General features: G+C 53.4%; 11 protein-coding genes. 5 read left to right on the forward strand and 6 right to left on the reverse strand.

The genetic code is table 11. From position 1 onward, the window contains the following. Nucleotides 1-234: 234 nt before the first annotated feature. Genes JNK54_03125 through istB form a run of 3 tightly spaced genes read left to right on the forward strand, consistent with a single transcriptional unit; the run spans nucleotide 235 to nucleotide 2,990 of the window. Nucleotides 235-699: a hypothetical protein gene (locus tag JNK54_03125; protein MBL8023263.1), complete on the forward strand. Its 465-nt coding sequence runs from the start codon at nucleotides 235-237 to the stop codon at nucleotides 697-699. A gap of 18 nt (nucleotides 700-717) precedes the next feature. Next, nucleotides 718-2,205, forward strand: coding sequence for an IS21 family transposase (istA, locus tag JNK54_03130; GenBank protein ID MBL8023264.1), 1,488 nt, complete (start codon nucleotides 718-720; stop codon nucleotides 2,203-2,205). Further along, nucleotides 2,202-2,990 (forward strand): IS21-like element helper ATPase IstB, encoded by a 789-nt coding sequence (gene istB / locus JNK54_03135; protein MBL8023265.1) that lies wholly within the window; start codon nucleotides 2,202-2,204, stop codon nucleotides 2,988-2,990. The genes istA and istB overlap by 4 nt, the downstream gene beginning before the upstream one ends. Before the next feature lie 883 nt (nucleotides 2,991-3,873). Here the strand turns inward: istB and JNK54_03140 are convergent. From JNK54_03140 to JNK54_03155, 4 genes are all read right to left on the reverse strand, one after another. Then, complete coding sequence (locus tag JNK54_03140; GenBank protein ID MBL8023266.1) at nucleotides 3,874-4,434, reverse strand: DUF4340 domain-containing protein; 561 nt, start codon at nucleotides 4,432-4,434, stop codon at nucleotides 3,874-3,876. After that, entirely contained in the window at nucleotides 4,431-7,313 is a 2,883-nt protein-coding gene (locus JNK54_03145; protein MBL8023267.1) for a Gldg family protein, read from the reverse strand. Before JNK54_03145 ends, JNK54_03140 begins: the two co-directional genes overlap by 4 nt. Further along, a complete protein-coding gene (locus JNK54_03150) occupies nucleotides 7,310-8,266 on the reverse strand; it encodes an ATP-binding cassette domain-containing protein (protein ID MBL8023268.1) in 957 nt (318 codons plus the stop codon). The genes JNK54_03145 and JNK54_03150 overlap by 4 nt, the downstream gene beginning before the upstream one ends. A gap of 90 nt (nucleotides 8,267-8,356) precedes the next feature. Further along, on the reverse strand, nucleotides 8,357-9,820 hold the full coding sequence (locus JNK54_03155) for an SDR family oxidoreductase (protein ID MBL8023269.1): 1,464 nt from the start codon (nucleotides 9,818-9,820) through the stop codon (nucleotides 8,357-8,359). A 116-nt stretch (nucleotides 9,821-9,936) separates the two neighbouring features. On the opposite strand from JNK54_03155, the gene tadA reads away from it, so the two are divergent. After that, the gene (gene tadA / locus JNK54_03160; protein MBL8023270.1) at nucleotides 9,937-12,126 is read left to right on the forward strand and encodes a Flp pilus assembly complex ATPase component TadA; all 2,190 of its coding nucleotides are present in this window, start codon (nucleotides 9,937-9,939) and stop codon (nucleotides 12,124-12,126) included. A 115-nt stretch (nucleotides 12,127-12,241) separates the two neighbouring features. Continuing rightward, entirely contained in the window at nucleotides 12,242-13,273 is a 1,032-nt protein-coding gene (locus tag JNK54_03165) for a fatty acid desaturase (protein ID MBL8023271.1), read from the forward strand. Nucleotides 13,274-13,279: 6 nt separating this feature from the next. On the opposite strand, the gene JNK54_03170 is transcribed toward JNK54_03165, so the two are convergent. Together JNK54_03170 and JNK54_03175 are read right to left on the reverse strand one after the other, a co-directional pair. Further along, the gene (locus JNK54_03170) at nucleotides 13,280-13,693 is read right to left on the reverse strand and encodes a peptide chain release factor-like protein (protein MBL8023272.1); all 414 of its coding nucleotides are present in this window, start codon (nucleotides 13,691-13,693) and stop codon (nucleotides 13,280-13,282) included. Between the two features lie 151 nt (nucleotides 13,694-13,844). Next, entirely contained in the window at nucleotides 13,845-14,471 is a 627-nt protein-coding gene (locus JNK54_03175; GenBank protein MBL8023273.1) for a hypothetical protein, read from the reverse strand. Nucleotides 14,472-14,595 lie beyond the last annotated feature (124 nt).

A 14,595-nucleotide genomic window follows, 5' to 3' on the forward strand; every position in this document is an offset into this window, starting at 1 on the left:
CAGAAGGTGAAAATGATTTGGCATCAAGACCCAGGCGAGACATCGGCATTTCGACTTTTCCAAACCAATTCGCAGACTGAGAGACGTCTCTTTGTTTTCCCCGGTTATGCGCCATTAGAGAATCCCCAGCAAAACGTCGTAATCCCTTCCCCAGCCTAACCTGGCTGTAAAGAAACAAATCTCGACTAAATAGTGATGTGGTGGCACCCTTGACTTAATGAGGGGGTGACGGCCATGAAGAGACGACGTTGCATGATTTGTGGGGAAGGGTATGTTCCGGACGCCCGTACCCGCAGGATTCAAAAGGCGTGTGGAAAGCTCTCCTGCCGGCGCGCCCGAAAAAAGCTGGCCGATCAGGGGTGGCGGGCCAAAAACCCCGGTTATTGTTCAGGGCGAGTAGGTAAAATGCGGACGTGGGCGCTGGAATACCCCACGTATTGGAAAGACTACCGCGCCAGCCACCCGGACTACACCCAAAGAAACCGCAATCAAACGCGCGAGAGAATGCGGGTATCGCGATGTGTGTTTGCAAAGCAAGACGCGATGCGACGGGATCCCGTCGGATACTTGGCGATGTTGAGACCCCCGGCCTTGTTTGCAAAACAAGACGCGATGGCGGGGTCTGTCGACGGAATTGTCTCTTTTCTGGTGGATCGGGAGGTGTTTGCAAAACCAAACGATATGGTTTCCATGGGGTAACTGTGGCATCATAAACCCATGAACGCAGAACTCTGGGCAGAAATCCGACGGCTACACAGGACCGAAAAAGTCCCCATTGCTCATATCGCCAGGCGCCTGAATCTCGACAGGAAAACCGTTCGGCGAGCGCTTCGCTCGGAGCGGGTGCCGGTGGTGACCCGCGCCTGTGGACCATCGCGGGTGGCCCCCTTCGCGTCGTATCTTGTTGAACGCCTTGTGGACTACCCCAAACTGCCGGCCCCTGTCCTTTTGCGGGAGCTTCACAATCAGGGATTCCGCGGGAGCCTTCGCATCCTCCAACGACACCTGCGTGACCTGCGGGTGAAAGTCAAACCGGTCTTCCTCCGCATCGAAACACCCCCCGGCCAACAAGCCCAGTGCGATTGGGCGCATTGTGGCTCCGTTTTGGTTGGCAAGACCCGGCGAAACTTATCCGCGTTCGTTATGGTCCTCAGCTATTCACGATTGATGTATGTGGAATTCACTCTGTCCCAGTGCCTGGAAGATTTTGTTCAGTGCCACATCAATGCCTTCCGCGCCTTTGGCGGGATTCCCACTAAAATTCTTTATGACAATCTTCGCCAGGTTGTTCTCTCCCGCTTTGGCGCCGATATTCGGTTCAACCCGTCGTTCATGGAATTCGCAGGGGTCTTTGGATTCCAGCCTGTCCCCTGCAACATTGCCCGGGGCAATGAGAAAGGGAAAGTCGAAAATGGCATTTATTTTCTACGGGCAAACTTTCTGGCAGGTCGCATGCCAGCGTGGCCGGAGATTAATAAAGACGTTCAGAGATGGCTCGATGACAGCGCCAATGTTCGAATCCACAGAACCACCCGTGAACGCCCTATCGATCGTCTGACCCACGAAAAGCCATTCCTTTTGCTTCTTCCCACACGGCCCTATGATTCTCGTGTCACCCGCGCCGTCCGCTCCAGCCATCAGGCCCTCGTCCGATTTGACGCCAACTTCTATTCCGTTCCCCACAAAGACGCTTATAAAACGTTGGTTCTTAAGGCGACCCCCACCGACGTCCACCTTTTTTTGGATTCCCAAGAGATCGCTTCACACAAACGCTCCTACGATCGCGGGCAGGTGATCGACAATCCTAAACACTTTGAAGGCATTCTCGCCACAAAAAGAAAATATTTTCACACCATTCTCCACAAACGGTTTGCGGAATTGGGTCCCATCGCCAAAACCTTTCTCGATGGCTTGGTGGCCGCCCAGCTCCCCCCGATCCGACACCTTCGGCACATCCTGACCCTTGTCACCACCTATGGCAAAAATGAAGTCGGTTCCGCCATGGAACACGCCATCACCTGCAATGCTTTTGGTTCCTCCTACGTAGAGAACATTCTCTTGCAACGCCGCGCCGCCAACGGACTACCGGAACTTCCTACGCTAGAGATTCCGCAACAGCCAGAATGGAATGAGATCGAAACCCCGGACCCTGATTTGAACATCTATGACTTGGATTCCGATCCCACAGGAGGTCCCTCCGCGTGAGGCAGCGTTCACCGCCCATCGTTCTTAAATCCGCCCCGGATACCATCCCCACTATGCTCGACTACCTCAACCTCCCCATCAGCGCGGAATCCTACGCCGATCTTCTGGCGAAGGCAGGGAAAGACAATTTGTCCCACGAAACTTTCTTGAAACGTTTGTTGTCCAACGAGGTGAGCGCCAAATTTGAGCGCCAGGTTCAATCCCGCCTACGCCAGGCACGGTTTCCCTCCATCAAAACCCTCGACGCCTTTGACTGGGCCCATCCCACGGCCATCCCGCGGGCCAAAATCATCGAGGCCTTTGAGCTCCGATTTGTTGAGAAATGCGAAGGGCTGGTGTTTATTGCCGGCAACGGCTTGGGCAAAACCCATCTGGCAACAGCGCTGGGTCACAGAGCCGCCCTCGCCGGGGTGAGGACCCTCTTCACCAAGGCCGTCGATATGGTCAACCATCTTCAGGCCTCCCAGGCCGACCATAGCCTCCACAAAACCATGAAGCTCTACACCCATCCCCCCTTGCTGATCATTGATGAACTGGGGAGGCTGTCCTTAGACCAAAAACAAGGCGAGTTCCTCTTCAATGTCGTCGACGCCCGCTATGAAAGAGCCTCCACGGTCATTACGACCAACCGAGCCTTCAAAGACTGGGGAAAAATATTCCACGACATGGTCTGCGCCAAAGGCATCATCGACCGCCTCGTCCACCATTCCGACGTGATCCGTATCGAAGGAACCTCCTATCGCCTCAAAAACCGTAAAACCCAGTCTCTAGCCGAATCGGAATAATTCATCCAGTGAGGTCATTCAATGGAATCCAGGTTTGTTTTTTTAAGCCTATGGAAGGATGCTCTACGCCCATCCTCGGGGGGATGGGGAACTTTCAACGACGCAAAATGAGGATTTTTGCGCGACGCCGCTCAGTAATCTGGATGTTTTGAGCGACAGGTAGCCCAATAGTGCTTTTCCTTGGCCCAGCTTCCGTGTTTAGAGGCTCGGGCCACATCCGTTTCCCGGCCGTTTTTGCTCCACCAACGGCGGTGCGATGCCAACCGACTTTCACGGCGGTATTGCGCATGGGAACAATATTTTTGGGAAGCGGCAAAGCGGGGATCCGACTGAAACCAACGGTGACAATGATGACAACGCCTCTTCGGGATTTTCATGGCAGGGCTCTCCTGCCACAAGTATGTCCCCAGAACCGGCAGAGGGGGTCATGGAAGAAATTGTTGGCTTACAAATCCAGGGCAAACAACCAAAAGAGGCCTAAGAAAATAAAGTTGAAGAAATCGCCCCTATTGCAATGGGGAAATGTCCCGGGGGAGAAACCGCCCCCGGGGTCGCGAGTTCTGCGACCGCCCGCCCCCGCACGCGGTTAAAAAATAAATCACAACCCCAGCCCTTTTTTGCCCCCTCCAAAATTCACCCCCCATTTTTTACCGTTTTGGTGAAAGGGCGTCCATCAGTCAAAGGGCCTTATCGGTTTATCTGGGGAACAGCGAGAAATGATTTTAAGGGGTAGGATCGTTGCTCCCGTTTAAGTCGACGAGAGATCGAATATGGGGGAATTAATCAGGACCTCTTTGATCCTGCTATTCCGTTAGACTCCATCAGTTCACGGCTCTTGACAGCTTTCAAAAGAATCGGCCAGGATAGGATTTAGCCTACGTCATCACGGGTTGCTGGTTGTGCCTACCGCTGGAACAGAAGACGTGTTGACTTCCCAATCCGTGGGATTGGTGGATAATTCATGGGCAGAAAACTCTTCCAGAACAATCTTCTTTGAATCGGCCGGGCGCAGATGGGCTTTTCGGAATTCGGGGGAGGAACCCACGTAAACGGTTTCTTTCTCTTTTTCTTTTCTAAAAAAAACCACTTTCTTTTCAAACTCCGTCTCGGAAACCTTGAGCCGTTTTTGAGCGGAGGTTGTGTCCGCCACGGGCCAGGACTTTTTTAATCCCACAAGCTTCTCGATGGTTTGAGCCATTTTTTCGGGAGACACAACAATACCGGCCCGTTCAGGGATCACCCATTTTCCATCGGTGTAAGTGAGCGTCAGCGGAGGTTTTAGGGGTTCGGTAATGGTGACTTTATCGTAGTCTCCCTTTTCGATACCCAACAGAGATTCGCTGGATTCGAAAGCCCCACTCCCGCGTCGATTCAAAAAGAAGACACCCGCCAGGAAAATTTGCCCAACCAGGAGACCCAACAACAGTTTCGATTTGATGTTCATGAGGACGCCCTCCGCTCCGCAAGGATCATGGGGATTTTAGCCAAATGACGGCGACGCCGGCCACGGGTGACACCCCACAGTCCGGTTAAACCGGCCAAGGCCAGCCCGTAGTTCAGGTATTCCCAGAAAATTCGTTTGGATCGGGTCATGGGGTTTAAGACCCGGGCGAATTGGCCCCGTCCCCGAATGGTCAAAAGTCCCCGATCTTCCAGAGACCAATCCACCACATTTTCCGCAAATTGAAGAGAATTCAGATAGGGCGTTCGACCGACCGAACTCGTAAACCGCAAGATTTCGTCGGTCATGAAATCGTTCGACCCAACGATGATCAAGCGAGCGGATTCGGCCGATTTTTCAATGACAGAACTAAACACCACCTCTTCCGGGGGTTTGGCTTTAGGATCTTTTTTCCCTTCCGGCAGAAGCGGTGACTTTTTCCCCTTAAAGAAAGATTCGAAGGTCCCTTCCACCGTGACCCCGATGGGTTGAGCGCCACGGGGCCCGCTCGGGGTAAACCCAAAGGACTTGTTGGGTTGGGACGTGGGGAGCACACTGGTGGACGCCGACGTCCAAGCTTCCGGTGAACTCTTCAACAGGTCCGTCACCTGTCGACCGATATTCTTTTCCTTGTCCACCAGAACAGGGGCCGCCCAGTGAACCGTCATTTGGGGAAGGCCATCGGTTACCACATTCCCGGCCAATCCCGGCCCCCGAACATCCACAAAGTAGGGATAGTTGATCAGTTGCATATCCTGGAACACAAAGGGCCCCACACGCCGTTCCACAGGAAGAGGGAAGGGTGTGTTTTGCGGGTCCAAAACCATTTGCTGATCTTGCGAGATCCCCTGGTGACCCAACCATTCCTCCAACCCACTCTTTTGAAAAGTCACCGCTAAGGGACTCGTTTTGACGTTGAACGGGGAAGTGAACAGGACCACCGTCCCCCCTTTCATGAGGAACTGATCCACAGCAAACACTTGCTTTTCGTCCATGTCTTTGGGCGCAACCACGAACAGAAGATCCGTTTCACCCGGAACACGACCGTCTTTTAAATCCACCGGAACCACCGAATGGTTTTGGGTTAACTTGTTTTTGAGCTGTTCAAACGTCTTTTCCGGTTTCATGGCGAACCCGTCGGCCGGGGTGTAGTGGGGTTCCGGAGGTGCCGTGACGAGGGCTACGGTTTTCAAAAAGCCCGTGGAGTAGCGTTTCAGCCCAGATTCAATGCTTTGGCGAAACCCCGCCGCGGTCAAATCTTTGGGAAGAGGAATCATCACGGCCTTTTTCCCATCGTTTAAGAGAAGTGAGAAATAAAACGTTTGGGTGTCGAAAAGCGACGCGCGTAGGGGTTGAATCCCGAACTTTTTCGCCAGGTCTTGGGCGAGAGCCCCATCCCCTTCGCGGGGATCTTTGAACAGGGGAGTAAACTTTTCTCCCGCGTCTTTCTTCATTTCTTCCAAAATCCCCACGATTTGACCACGAAATTCCCGAAAGGATTCCGGCAATTCTTTGTCGGGAGAAATGTAACAGGTCAACGTCACCGGTTGGTGAAGTGTGGCGAACAGATCGGATTCGCTCTGGTATCCTTGAAGAACTTTTTTAATCGCCCGTGTCACATCGTATTCAGGGTTTCGCAGTTCCACATTAATTTTCGTCTCGGTCTCTTGTTTCACGTCGATCAAACTGTCAAAACCGAGCACTTCATGCCGGTCTCCATACCGAACGAGGATATTAAAATAGGAGTTCACCAATCCGGATTGGTATTTGTCGGCCACTTGGAACGGAACAGGTTTAATCCCATATTTCTCCGCCGCTTCTTTTTCCAGAGCCGGTTGTTCCATGGGGTCGATAAATTCCGAGCGCACACGCCCGCCAGATACCGTTTGGTATTCCAAGATCAGATCCCGTATCCGCGGAACCAGGGGGGCCAAGAGAGGATGTGTTTTGGCGCTAAAATAGCCCCGAATCAACAAGGGTTCGCGCAATTGGGAGAGAACACCTTTCGTGGCGGGTGAAATGGAATAGACCTTTCCCTTCGTCATGTCTGTGCGCAAAAAAGCGACGGGTTTCAGCCACAGGTTCGCCGCCAAAAAGTTGGCGCAAAGAAGCCCCGTGGTCAAAAGAGCCGTTTTGTGGTTCGGGCGCGCCTGTTCCCGCGACCAGCGAAGGGTTTCAAGAGCATAGGTGTTTAACGCCAAGAAAACCGCCGAAAGGCTCACGTAGTAATAGATGTCACGGATATCCAAAACCCCACGGGTGATGGACTCGAAGCGGGACCCGGTGCCCAAAAGTTTAAGGGTTTCGGACCCCTGGTTTCCCACAAACGCCGTGAGCAGGTCGGACCCCACCACATAAAACGCCGCCCCCGCTAAAACGGAGAGAATTAAACTGACGATTTGACTATCGGTTTTGCTCGAGATATAGAGTCCCACCGCCGCGTAGGCCGCCGCTAAAAAACAGGCCGCCAGATACCCACCGAGGACAGGGCCCCAATCCAACGGCCCCATAAAAGAGACGGTGATCGGAAGCGGCAAGGTGAGCGCGAGGGCGGTCACAGCCAAAAGCCAACAAGCTAAAAACTTACCCAAAACCAAATCCGTTGTTTTGACCGGCAATGTCATAAGAAATTCAAGGGTCCCCATACGCCGCTCTTCGCTCCACATCCGCATGGTGACAGCGCTCATAAGGAAAATAAGCAAAACCGGCATCCATTCAAAAAGAGGCCGAACGTCCGCCAGGTTCCGAGCGAAAAAAGTGTCCACCCAGAAAAAGGCAAAAAGAGTCACAGCCAAAAAAGCCCCTAAAAAAATGTAAGCGGTCGGCGACCCGAAAAGACTGGCCCATTCTTTCCGAGCGACGCGCACGATATTGTTTTTCATCGGCGTCCTCCTTCCTCTGCGGATTCGTGTTGTGTGTTCACTTCCCGGAAAACTGTTTCAAGATCGCGTCGTTCGGGCGCAAGCGAATACACCGCAAACCCTTTTTGGACGAGACCCCGGGCGACCGTTGGAGCCGCCTCCCTCACGGGGCGACCTTCCCGGAGCGAAAGGGCGTAGCGGTGTTCCCCCTCCTGCCCCCCCAAATGGTCAACGCCCTCGACCCCGTCCAACTCCCGTAAGGCGGGTTCGGCTTCCCGAGGCGATCGGTCCACGGTCACCAACAGGCGTTCGCTGGCTTTCAGTTCCGATAGTTTTTTGTCCATGACCAGACGGCCATTGAGCACGATGAGCACCCGGTCGCACACGGCTTCCACTTCTTGCAGAATGTGCGTGGAGAGGACCACAATGGACCCTCGCCCCAAATCCCGGATGAGAGACCGCATTTGAAGAACTTGGGAAGGATCCAACCCGTTGGTGGGTTCGTCCAAAATCAAAATCGGGGGTTTGTGGATCAGAGCTTGGGCCACGCCCACACGCTGGCGGTAGCCCCGCGAAAGGGTTTGAATACTTTGGGCGCCTTTCGCCAAAAGGTCCGTTTTCTGAAGGGCATCCCGAACGGCTTGATCGCGCCTCTCCATGGGAATTCCGCGCAGGTCGGCGGTAAAGGAAAGAAAATCCAAAACGGTCATGTCGGGATAAAGGGGGCCGTTTTCAGGGAGGTATCCGATTTTAGATTGGGACGGTCGTCGATGGTCATCCATATCTTTTCCATCCACCAAAACTCGACCTTCCGTGGGTTCCAGGTAACCGGTCATCATTTTCATGATGGTGGTTTTCCCCGCTCCGTTGTGGCCTAAGAGGCCCACAATCTCCCCTTGATTAATTTCAAAGGACACCCGGTCCACCGCGGTCAGGGTTCCGTATTTGCGCGTCAGTCGTTCACAAGCGATCACAAGAGGTACCTCCCACTGTTAGTATCCTTTGGCCGAAAATTATACATAGTAAAAAATTGAATTTTCAATAGCATCGACGAAAAAGAGGCGTTACGCGCGCCCAATCCGTTTTAGCATCCCGCTAAAGATCCAGACGTGGATGGGGAGAAGGGCATACCAATACACCAATCCCCACAGTCCCAGGGGATCAAAGATCGCTGTTTGATGGATCTCGCAGCCGGCCGGGTGAGGTTTGACTTCAAATTCCAACCAAGCTCGGCCCGGAAGCTTCATTTCCGCCCGTAACCGAACCCGTTGACCGAGCTCAATGGCTTCCACGCGCCAATAGTCCAGGGCATCCCCCACGCGCAACTCCACGGGATCCCGCCGTCCCCGACGTAGGCCCACACCGCCGACCAGGGCGTCCACCCAACCCCGCAACCGCCAGAGAAAGTTAAAGAAATACCACCCGTTTTTTCCCCCAATCCGTTGGATCCGGCCAAACGCTTGGTCAGGGGTCAACCCACTCTGGAGTTGACGGTAATCCACAATGCGAACCCCCCAAGGGGCATCGCGCCAGGCCCTTTCGTTTGATTGGCTGGACACGGCGTCGGCCCAACGGGTCATATTGAAGTGACGCTCTTCTCCCTGTAAAACCCGTGCGAGCGATTCCTTAACCCCCAACGGACGAACACTAAAATCCCGGAGGGCGATATCGTGGTTTACTACAGTGGAATGACGAATGCTTTCCACCAACTTCCGGCCGATGCGGGCATACACCGGGGCCACCAGATTAAGCCAAATCCCCGATAGGCGCGGGGTGAGAACGGGAACCGGAATCATCCACCGCCGAAGTCCCCGTTGGCGGGCGTATTCCCCCATGAGGGTATCGTACGACATGACGTCCGCCCCCCCAATTTCATAAACCTGGTTTTTGGTGAGGGGAATGGTCAAGGCCTGGAGAAGATACGACAACACATCATCAATAAAAATAGGTTGGGCTTTCACGCGCACCCAATGGGGGGTGACCATCACCGGGAGCCGTTCCACAAGGCTTCGAATAATTTCAAAGGAAAGGCTTCCAGACCCCAAAATGATCGAGGCCCGAAACTCCAACGTAAGGACTCCCGACGCGTGGAACAATTGCCCCACTTCCAGGCGACTGCGCAAATGGGGGGACAGATCCAGGTCCGCCGGCGGGCACAGGCCGCCCAAATAGATGATTCGTCCCACACCCGCCGCCCGGGCGGCGCGGGAAAAAATATCCGCCAATCGCCGATCTTCGTTTTCAAAATCGACCGGTGACCCCATGGCGTGAACCAAATAATACGCCGCGTCCACACCGCGCAAAGCCTCCACCAAGGTGGTGTAATCCGAAAGGTCGCTGCGAAACACCTCGGTGGTGAGTCCCGTACGCCCCTTAAGTAATTCCGGACGGCGCACCAAACAACGGACCTGATGCCCTGCCGCTTCTAAATCTTTTAAGAGCCGTCCGCCCACATACCCTGTGGCTCCCGTCAATAAAACTCGAAGGGGTCGAGGTGTTGTTTTTAACTCTGGGAGAGTTGTCTTCATGGCCTTAAAATAGCAAACGCGGAAGCCATTGACAGGAGAACGTTATCCTCTCATACTGAATAAGACACCCCGGCACTTCCATCAGTCACTTCGGGTCTGTTCGGAGGGACGGTTTTATGACCGAAAATCATCGATTCGTCGACGAATGGCTCGCCCGCACGTTGGCGACATGTTCCTCCCTTAAACCTGAGGTGATTGACACATTGAGAAAGGAGAGGATCCCCAGCTTAGCCGACGGGCTTATTGCGGGCGCCCACGCCACGGAAGATTTCATCTGTGAAGCGGTTCACACCCATCACCAAATTCCCCCCATTCCTACCGGGACGGTGGGCACTGACCGATGGGGCAGGGTGTTCTTCCCCGAAACCCTGTGCCAACGCCTTCAGGTGTTCCCGGTGCGAACCCAAGAAAACAGAGTGGACGTCGCCATGGTCAATCCCCTTGATTTGGATGCCCAAGCCGACCTGGCCGCGATTTCGGGTCGAGAGATCGTCCCCTTTTACGGCACCCCGAACCAGATTCTCTCACTGATTTCGGCCTCTTATCAGGCGGACTTCGGTGTCTCCGCTTTGGTTGAACGGCTCGGCGTAGACAATCGATGTGAATTCGTCGACCCCGAAACCCACACGCCCCTCCTCACGGAAGAACCGGATATCTGGGCACCGGTCAACACGCTGGTGAACAGCTTGCTCACCAAAGCGATTTTAACCCGCGCCTCGGACGTTCACATTGAACAGGGGGAGCGGGGGACGGAAGTTCGTTTCCGCATCGACGGGACCTTGCGCAATGTCATGACAGTACCGCGCGACATCGGGGCGGGGCCGCTGGTTTCTCGCATCAAGAGGATGGGAAACCTGGATGGGACCGACCCGCCCAAACCCCAAGAGGGGCGGGCCCAAATCCGAGTATCGGGCAATGACATCGAGTTGCGGATCTCATGTTTTCCCAGCTCTTTCGGAGAGAAGATCGTGGTCCGCCTCTTGGACCCCCGTTCGGCGCATCGGTCACTTCTGGATATGGGATTTGGTTCCACCAACGTGGCCCGAATGGAAACCTTGCTCAACCTGCCCCAGGGCGTGATTGTCGTCACAGGACCTCCGGGGTCCGGAAAAACCACAACGCTTTACGGTTTCCTGAACAAATTAAAATCTCCGGACATCCACATCATTACGCTTGAGGATCCGGTTGAATATCGACTGGAAGGCATGAGCCAAGTTCACGTCAATGAGCGACAGGGAATGACCTTCGCCACCGCCCTTCAATCCGTCCTGCGGCAAAAACCGGACGCCATTTTTGTGGGAGAAATGAGAGACGCGCAAACAGCATCCACTGTTTTCCAGGCCGCTGTGACAGGACACCTGGTTATTACAACATTGGAAACCCACAACGCCCTTTCCGCGATCAATCGGTTAATTGATTTGGGAGTGGACCGGTTTAAACTCGCCCCCGTTCTCTTAGCCATCACCGCCCAACGACTCGTTCGACGACTCTGCGCCTCCTGCCGGAGACCCGTTCCGTATGAAGAGATCCCCCCTTTCGTCGTGCGTTGGATGCGTTATTATACGTATGAACCGACCCTGTATCATCCCGGAGGATGTTCGTTCTGCGGATTCAGCGGGTACGTGGGACAACTGGCCCTTTTGGAGTTCTTACATATGAACCGAGAACTTCGTGACCGGATTTATCAGGGGGGCGACGCCTCCACTTTGCATTCCATCGCCGAAAACAAAGGGGATCTTAAAACGCTACGGCAAGATGCCCTTTGGCACCTGACGCGGGGGGATACCTCCCTGGAGGAAATTTCCTCTCATCTGGTTTTAAAGGAAGGGGAAAAGCCCCAACCCGTAGAAAAATTCCAATCTCCCCCTTCTCCCAGCGCACGGCGAATTCTCATTGCGGATAACGATCCGGTACTCCGGACGATGCTTCATACCCTCCTGGCCAATTCTGGTTTTGAAGTCATCGAAGCGGCGGACGGTCGTGAAGCCTTGGTGGCCGCCAGCCAAACCAACCCGGACCTGATGATGGTGGATGTCCACATGCCCCACGTGGATGGATTTGACGTGATCAAAGGGATCCGGGGAATCGTGGGAAAAACTGGGTTACCCATCGTGGGCTTAATTGGCGACACCGGTGACGCAAATCGCTTTCAAGCCCTCGACATGGGGGCCGACGATTATCTTCTGAAACCCATCAAACCCACGCTGGTCTTGGCGCGGATCAACGCTGTTTGGAGACGATTGGGTAAATCCGATTCCTCCCCACCGGCCCATCCCGCCGTGACCCCCAACGCAATACGCCATTGATGAAAAGGTTCTTTTGCGCCTGAGCCCAACATTTCGTGGTGGGAAGGCCTAAAATGGCGTATAATGAAACACTGGATCCCCCCGTCACAGCCATGGGCTCTCCCAAAAGGATTTAATGGCCGTTCCTAATACGTTTGCACCCAAGTTGGATGTTTCTTACACGCAGGTGGATGCGCTTCCCAAAATCGCAAAACTGCACGCCTACGCACAACCCAGCACTGGAAGAAGCGTTTGGCAAATCATCAACACCGCGGTGCCCTTTGGCCTCATGTGGTTTATCGCCTATAAAAGTTTGGCCTATTCTTATTGGATCACACTTCTCTTGACGGTTCCCACCACACTTCTTGTCATCCGATTGTTCATCATTCAACACGACGCCGGACATGGTTCTTTCTTTAGTTCACGGAAAGCCAACGATTTCGTAGGGTTTTGGATAGGTGTTTTAACGTTGTCCCCCTACCAATATTGGCAAAAAACCCACGCCATTCACCACGCCACTTCCGGAAATTTAGACAAACGGGGCTTTGGTGACATTGATTTGTTAACCGTAACCGAATACAAAGGCCTGTCCCGATGGGGGCAATTCAAATACCGAATGTACCGCCATCCCCTCACCATGTTCATCGTGGGTCCTTTCTTACAATTTGGTCTTGTTCACCGGCTCCCCCTCAACATTCCTAAATCCTGGAAACGTGAATGGAAAAGTGTTCACCTCACGAACCTCGCCCTCTTGGTCGTGGGACTCGTGGCCTGGCAAACCATTGGTTTCAAGAATTTTTTATTGGTACAGGTTCCCATCACTTTCTTGTCCTGTGTGATGGGGTCGTGGTTGTTTTACATCCAACATCAATACGAAGACACCTATTGGCGACGGGACAATGAATGGGATTATTTTGAAGCGTCCGTGAAAGGAAGTTCCTACTACGTTTTACCGAAAATACTCCAATGGTTCACCGGAAGCATTGGCCTCCACCACATCCATCACTACAACAGTCGGATCCCCAACTACCGCCTGCAAAAATGTTTTGACGAAAACCCGGAATTCCAAAACGTCACCCGCCTTACACTCTGGAGCAGCTTGAAATGCATCCCCCTCGCTCTCTGGAACGAACAAACCCAAAAACTAGTTTCCTTTCGGTCTCTGTAAAGAAATTCAGATTTCGGACAAATTCGGGGGGCGACGGTTTTCTTTCCGTTCGGCGGTATGCCGTTTGGCCGCGAGCATTTTTTCTTTTGAGCGACGACCCCGGCGGCGTTTTTGACGTCGAATTCGTTCGACCGCCTGACGCTTGGCGCTCGCCGCCCCCAACAGTTTCTCTTCTAAATTTTCCGCCAACCGCTGGCGGGCCCGATAACGGTTGAGCGTTTGGGATCGATCTTCCTGACACCGAACGGTGGCGCCGGAAGGAACATGGACCAACAGGACGCAACTGGAAACCTTATTGACGTTTTGCCCCCCCGGTCCCCCCGATCGGACAAACCGTTCTTCCAAATCCGCTTCAAACACCCCCAACCGTTCCAGACGGGCGTTCAACGCTTTCCAAGCACCTGAAGAAATCGGGGCCATGGGTTGAGCTTATTTCCCTACAAAATCAAAACATCGATGTTTCGTCATTTCCCGATTTTACATGATTTTGCAATTCCCTTACCGCCCTTGAACCCCGTCCCCAGAAAGACACTCTCCCGATAAGCGGGGAGAGGCCTCCTGGCGATTTCTTTTAGATGTTAATGGTCCACTTGAATGGGTATTGGGTGGTTCCGGTTTCAGAACCGATGGTGTAGGACCCGTCAATGACGAGCAGATCTCCTTTGTAATTGTAGTTGTATTTATAATAATAATACCTGTATTTTAATTGGTAGTTGACGTCAGCCCATTGCGTGTAGGAACTCCCGGTGACGGACAAGGTTCCGTAGATGGACGAGTTTTTTAGGCAGGTCCCATTTTTTTCTACAAGAAAGACCAGCGTTCCACCGGAACTCGTGTAGTTGTTGGCGGAAAAATACGTCGTCCCATTGACGGTATAGACTTGCGAAGACCCGTGCACGGCCGGTGGATAATGATACGTTGTGGAACTAAACGTCACGTCCCCGGGCGAACAATTGGATAGCGCCGACGGGGCGGAAAGGGCGTGGATGTTGCTCCCCGTAATTTCCGCAAGAATTCCTGTGGCCACTTTGTTCATTAACTGTTCTTCCACAGGGGCCGCTGTTAAGTTCGTGTCGGGAACCGCCGCATCACTGGACGACGGCGTATCTGTTCCGAAGAACTTGTCTTTTGAATTACGACTGCAAGCGGCCGCCGCGCCAATCAGACAGACAGCCAACAGTATTTTTAAGGTTTTCATCATTCCTCCTCATGAGAATAATTTCATCCGGAAGGGTTACCCCTTCCAAGAGAATATTAATCAAACGGTCTGGAATGAGGCTGAACACCACCTGAAATATGTCTGAAAAGCGGGGACCTAAAAA

The sequence above is a fragment of the Elusimicrobiota bacterium genome, assembly GCA_016788905.1.
In the GTDB taxonomy this organism is placed as follows: domain Bacteria; phylum Elusimicrobiota; class Elusimicrobia; order FEN-1173; family FEN-1173; genus JADKHR01.

Excerpts from the sequence above, each read along its gene's own strand:
- JNK54_03125 (MBL8023263.1), top strand. The coding sequence starts at position 235 with ATGAAGAGACGACGTTGCATGATTTGTGGGGAAGGGTATGTTCCGGAC.
- istA (MBL8023264.1), top strand. The coding sequence starts at position 718 with ATGAACGCAGAACTCTGGGCAGAAATCCGACGGCTACACAGGACCGAA.
- JNK54_03140 (MBL8023266.1), bottom strand. The coding sequence starts at position 4,434 with ATGAACATCAAATCGAAACTGTTGTTGGGTCTCCTGGTTGGGCAAATT.
- JNK54_03145 (MBL8023267.1), bottom strand. The coding sequence starts at position 7,313 with ATGAAAAACAATATCGTGCGCGTCGCTCGGAAAGAATGGGCCAGTCTT.
- JNK54_03155 (MBL8023269.1), bottom strand. The coding sequence starts at position 9,820 with ATGAAGACAACTCTCCCAGAGTTAAAAACAACACCTCGACCCCTTCGA.
- tadA (MBL8023270.1), top strand. The coding sequence starts at position 9,937 with ATGACCGAAAATCATCGATTCGTCGACGAATGGCTCGCCCGCACGTTG.
- JNK54_03165 (MBL8023271.1), top strand. The coding sequence starts at position 12,242 with ATGGCCGTTCCTAATACGTTTGCACCCAAGTTGGATGTTTCTTACACG.
- JNK54_03170 (MBL8023272.1), bottom strand. The coding sequence starts at position 13,693 with ATGGCCCCGATTTCTTCAGGTGCTTGGAAAGCGTTGAACGCCCGTCTG.
- JNK54_03175 (MBL8023273.1), bottom strand. The coding sequence starts at position 14,471 with ATGAAAACCTTAAAAATACTGTTGGCTGTCTGTCTGATTGGCGCGGCG.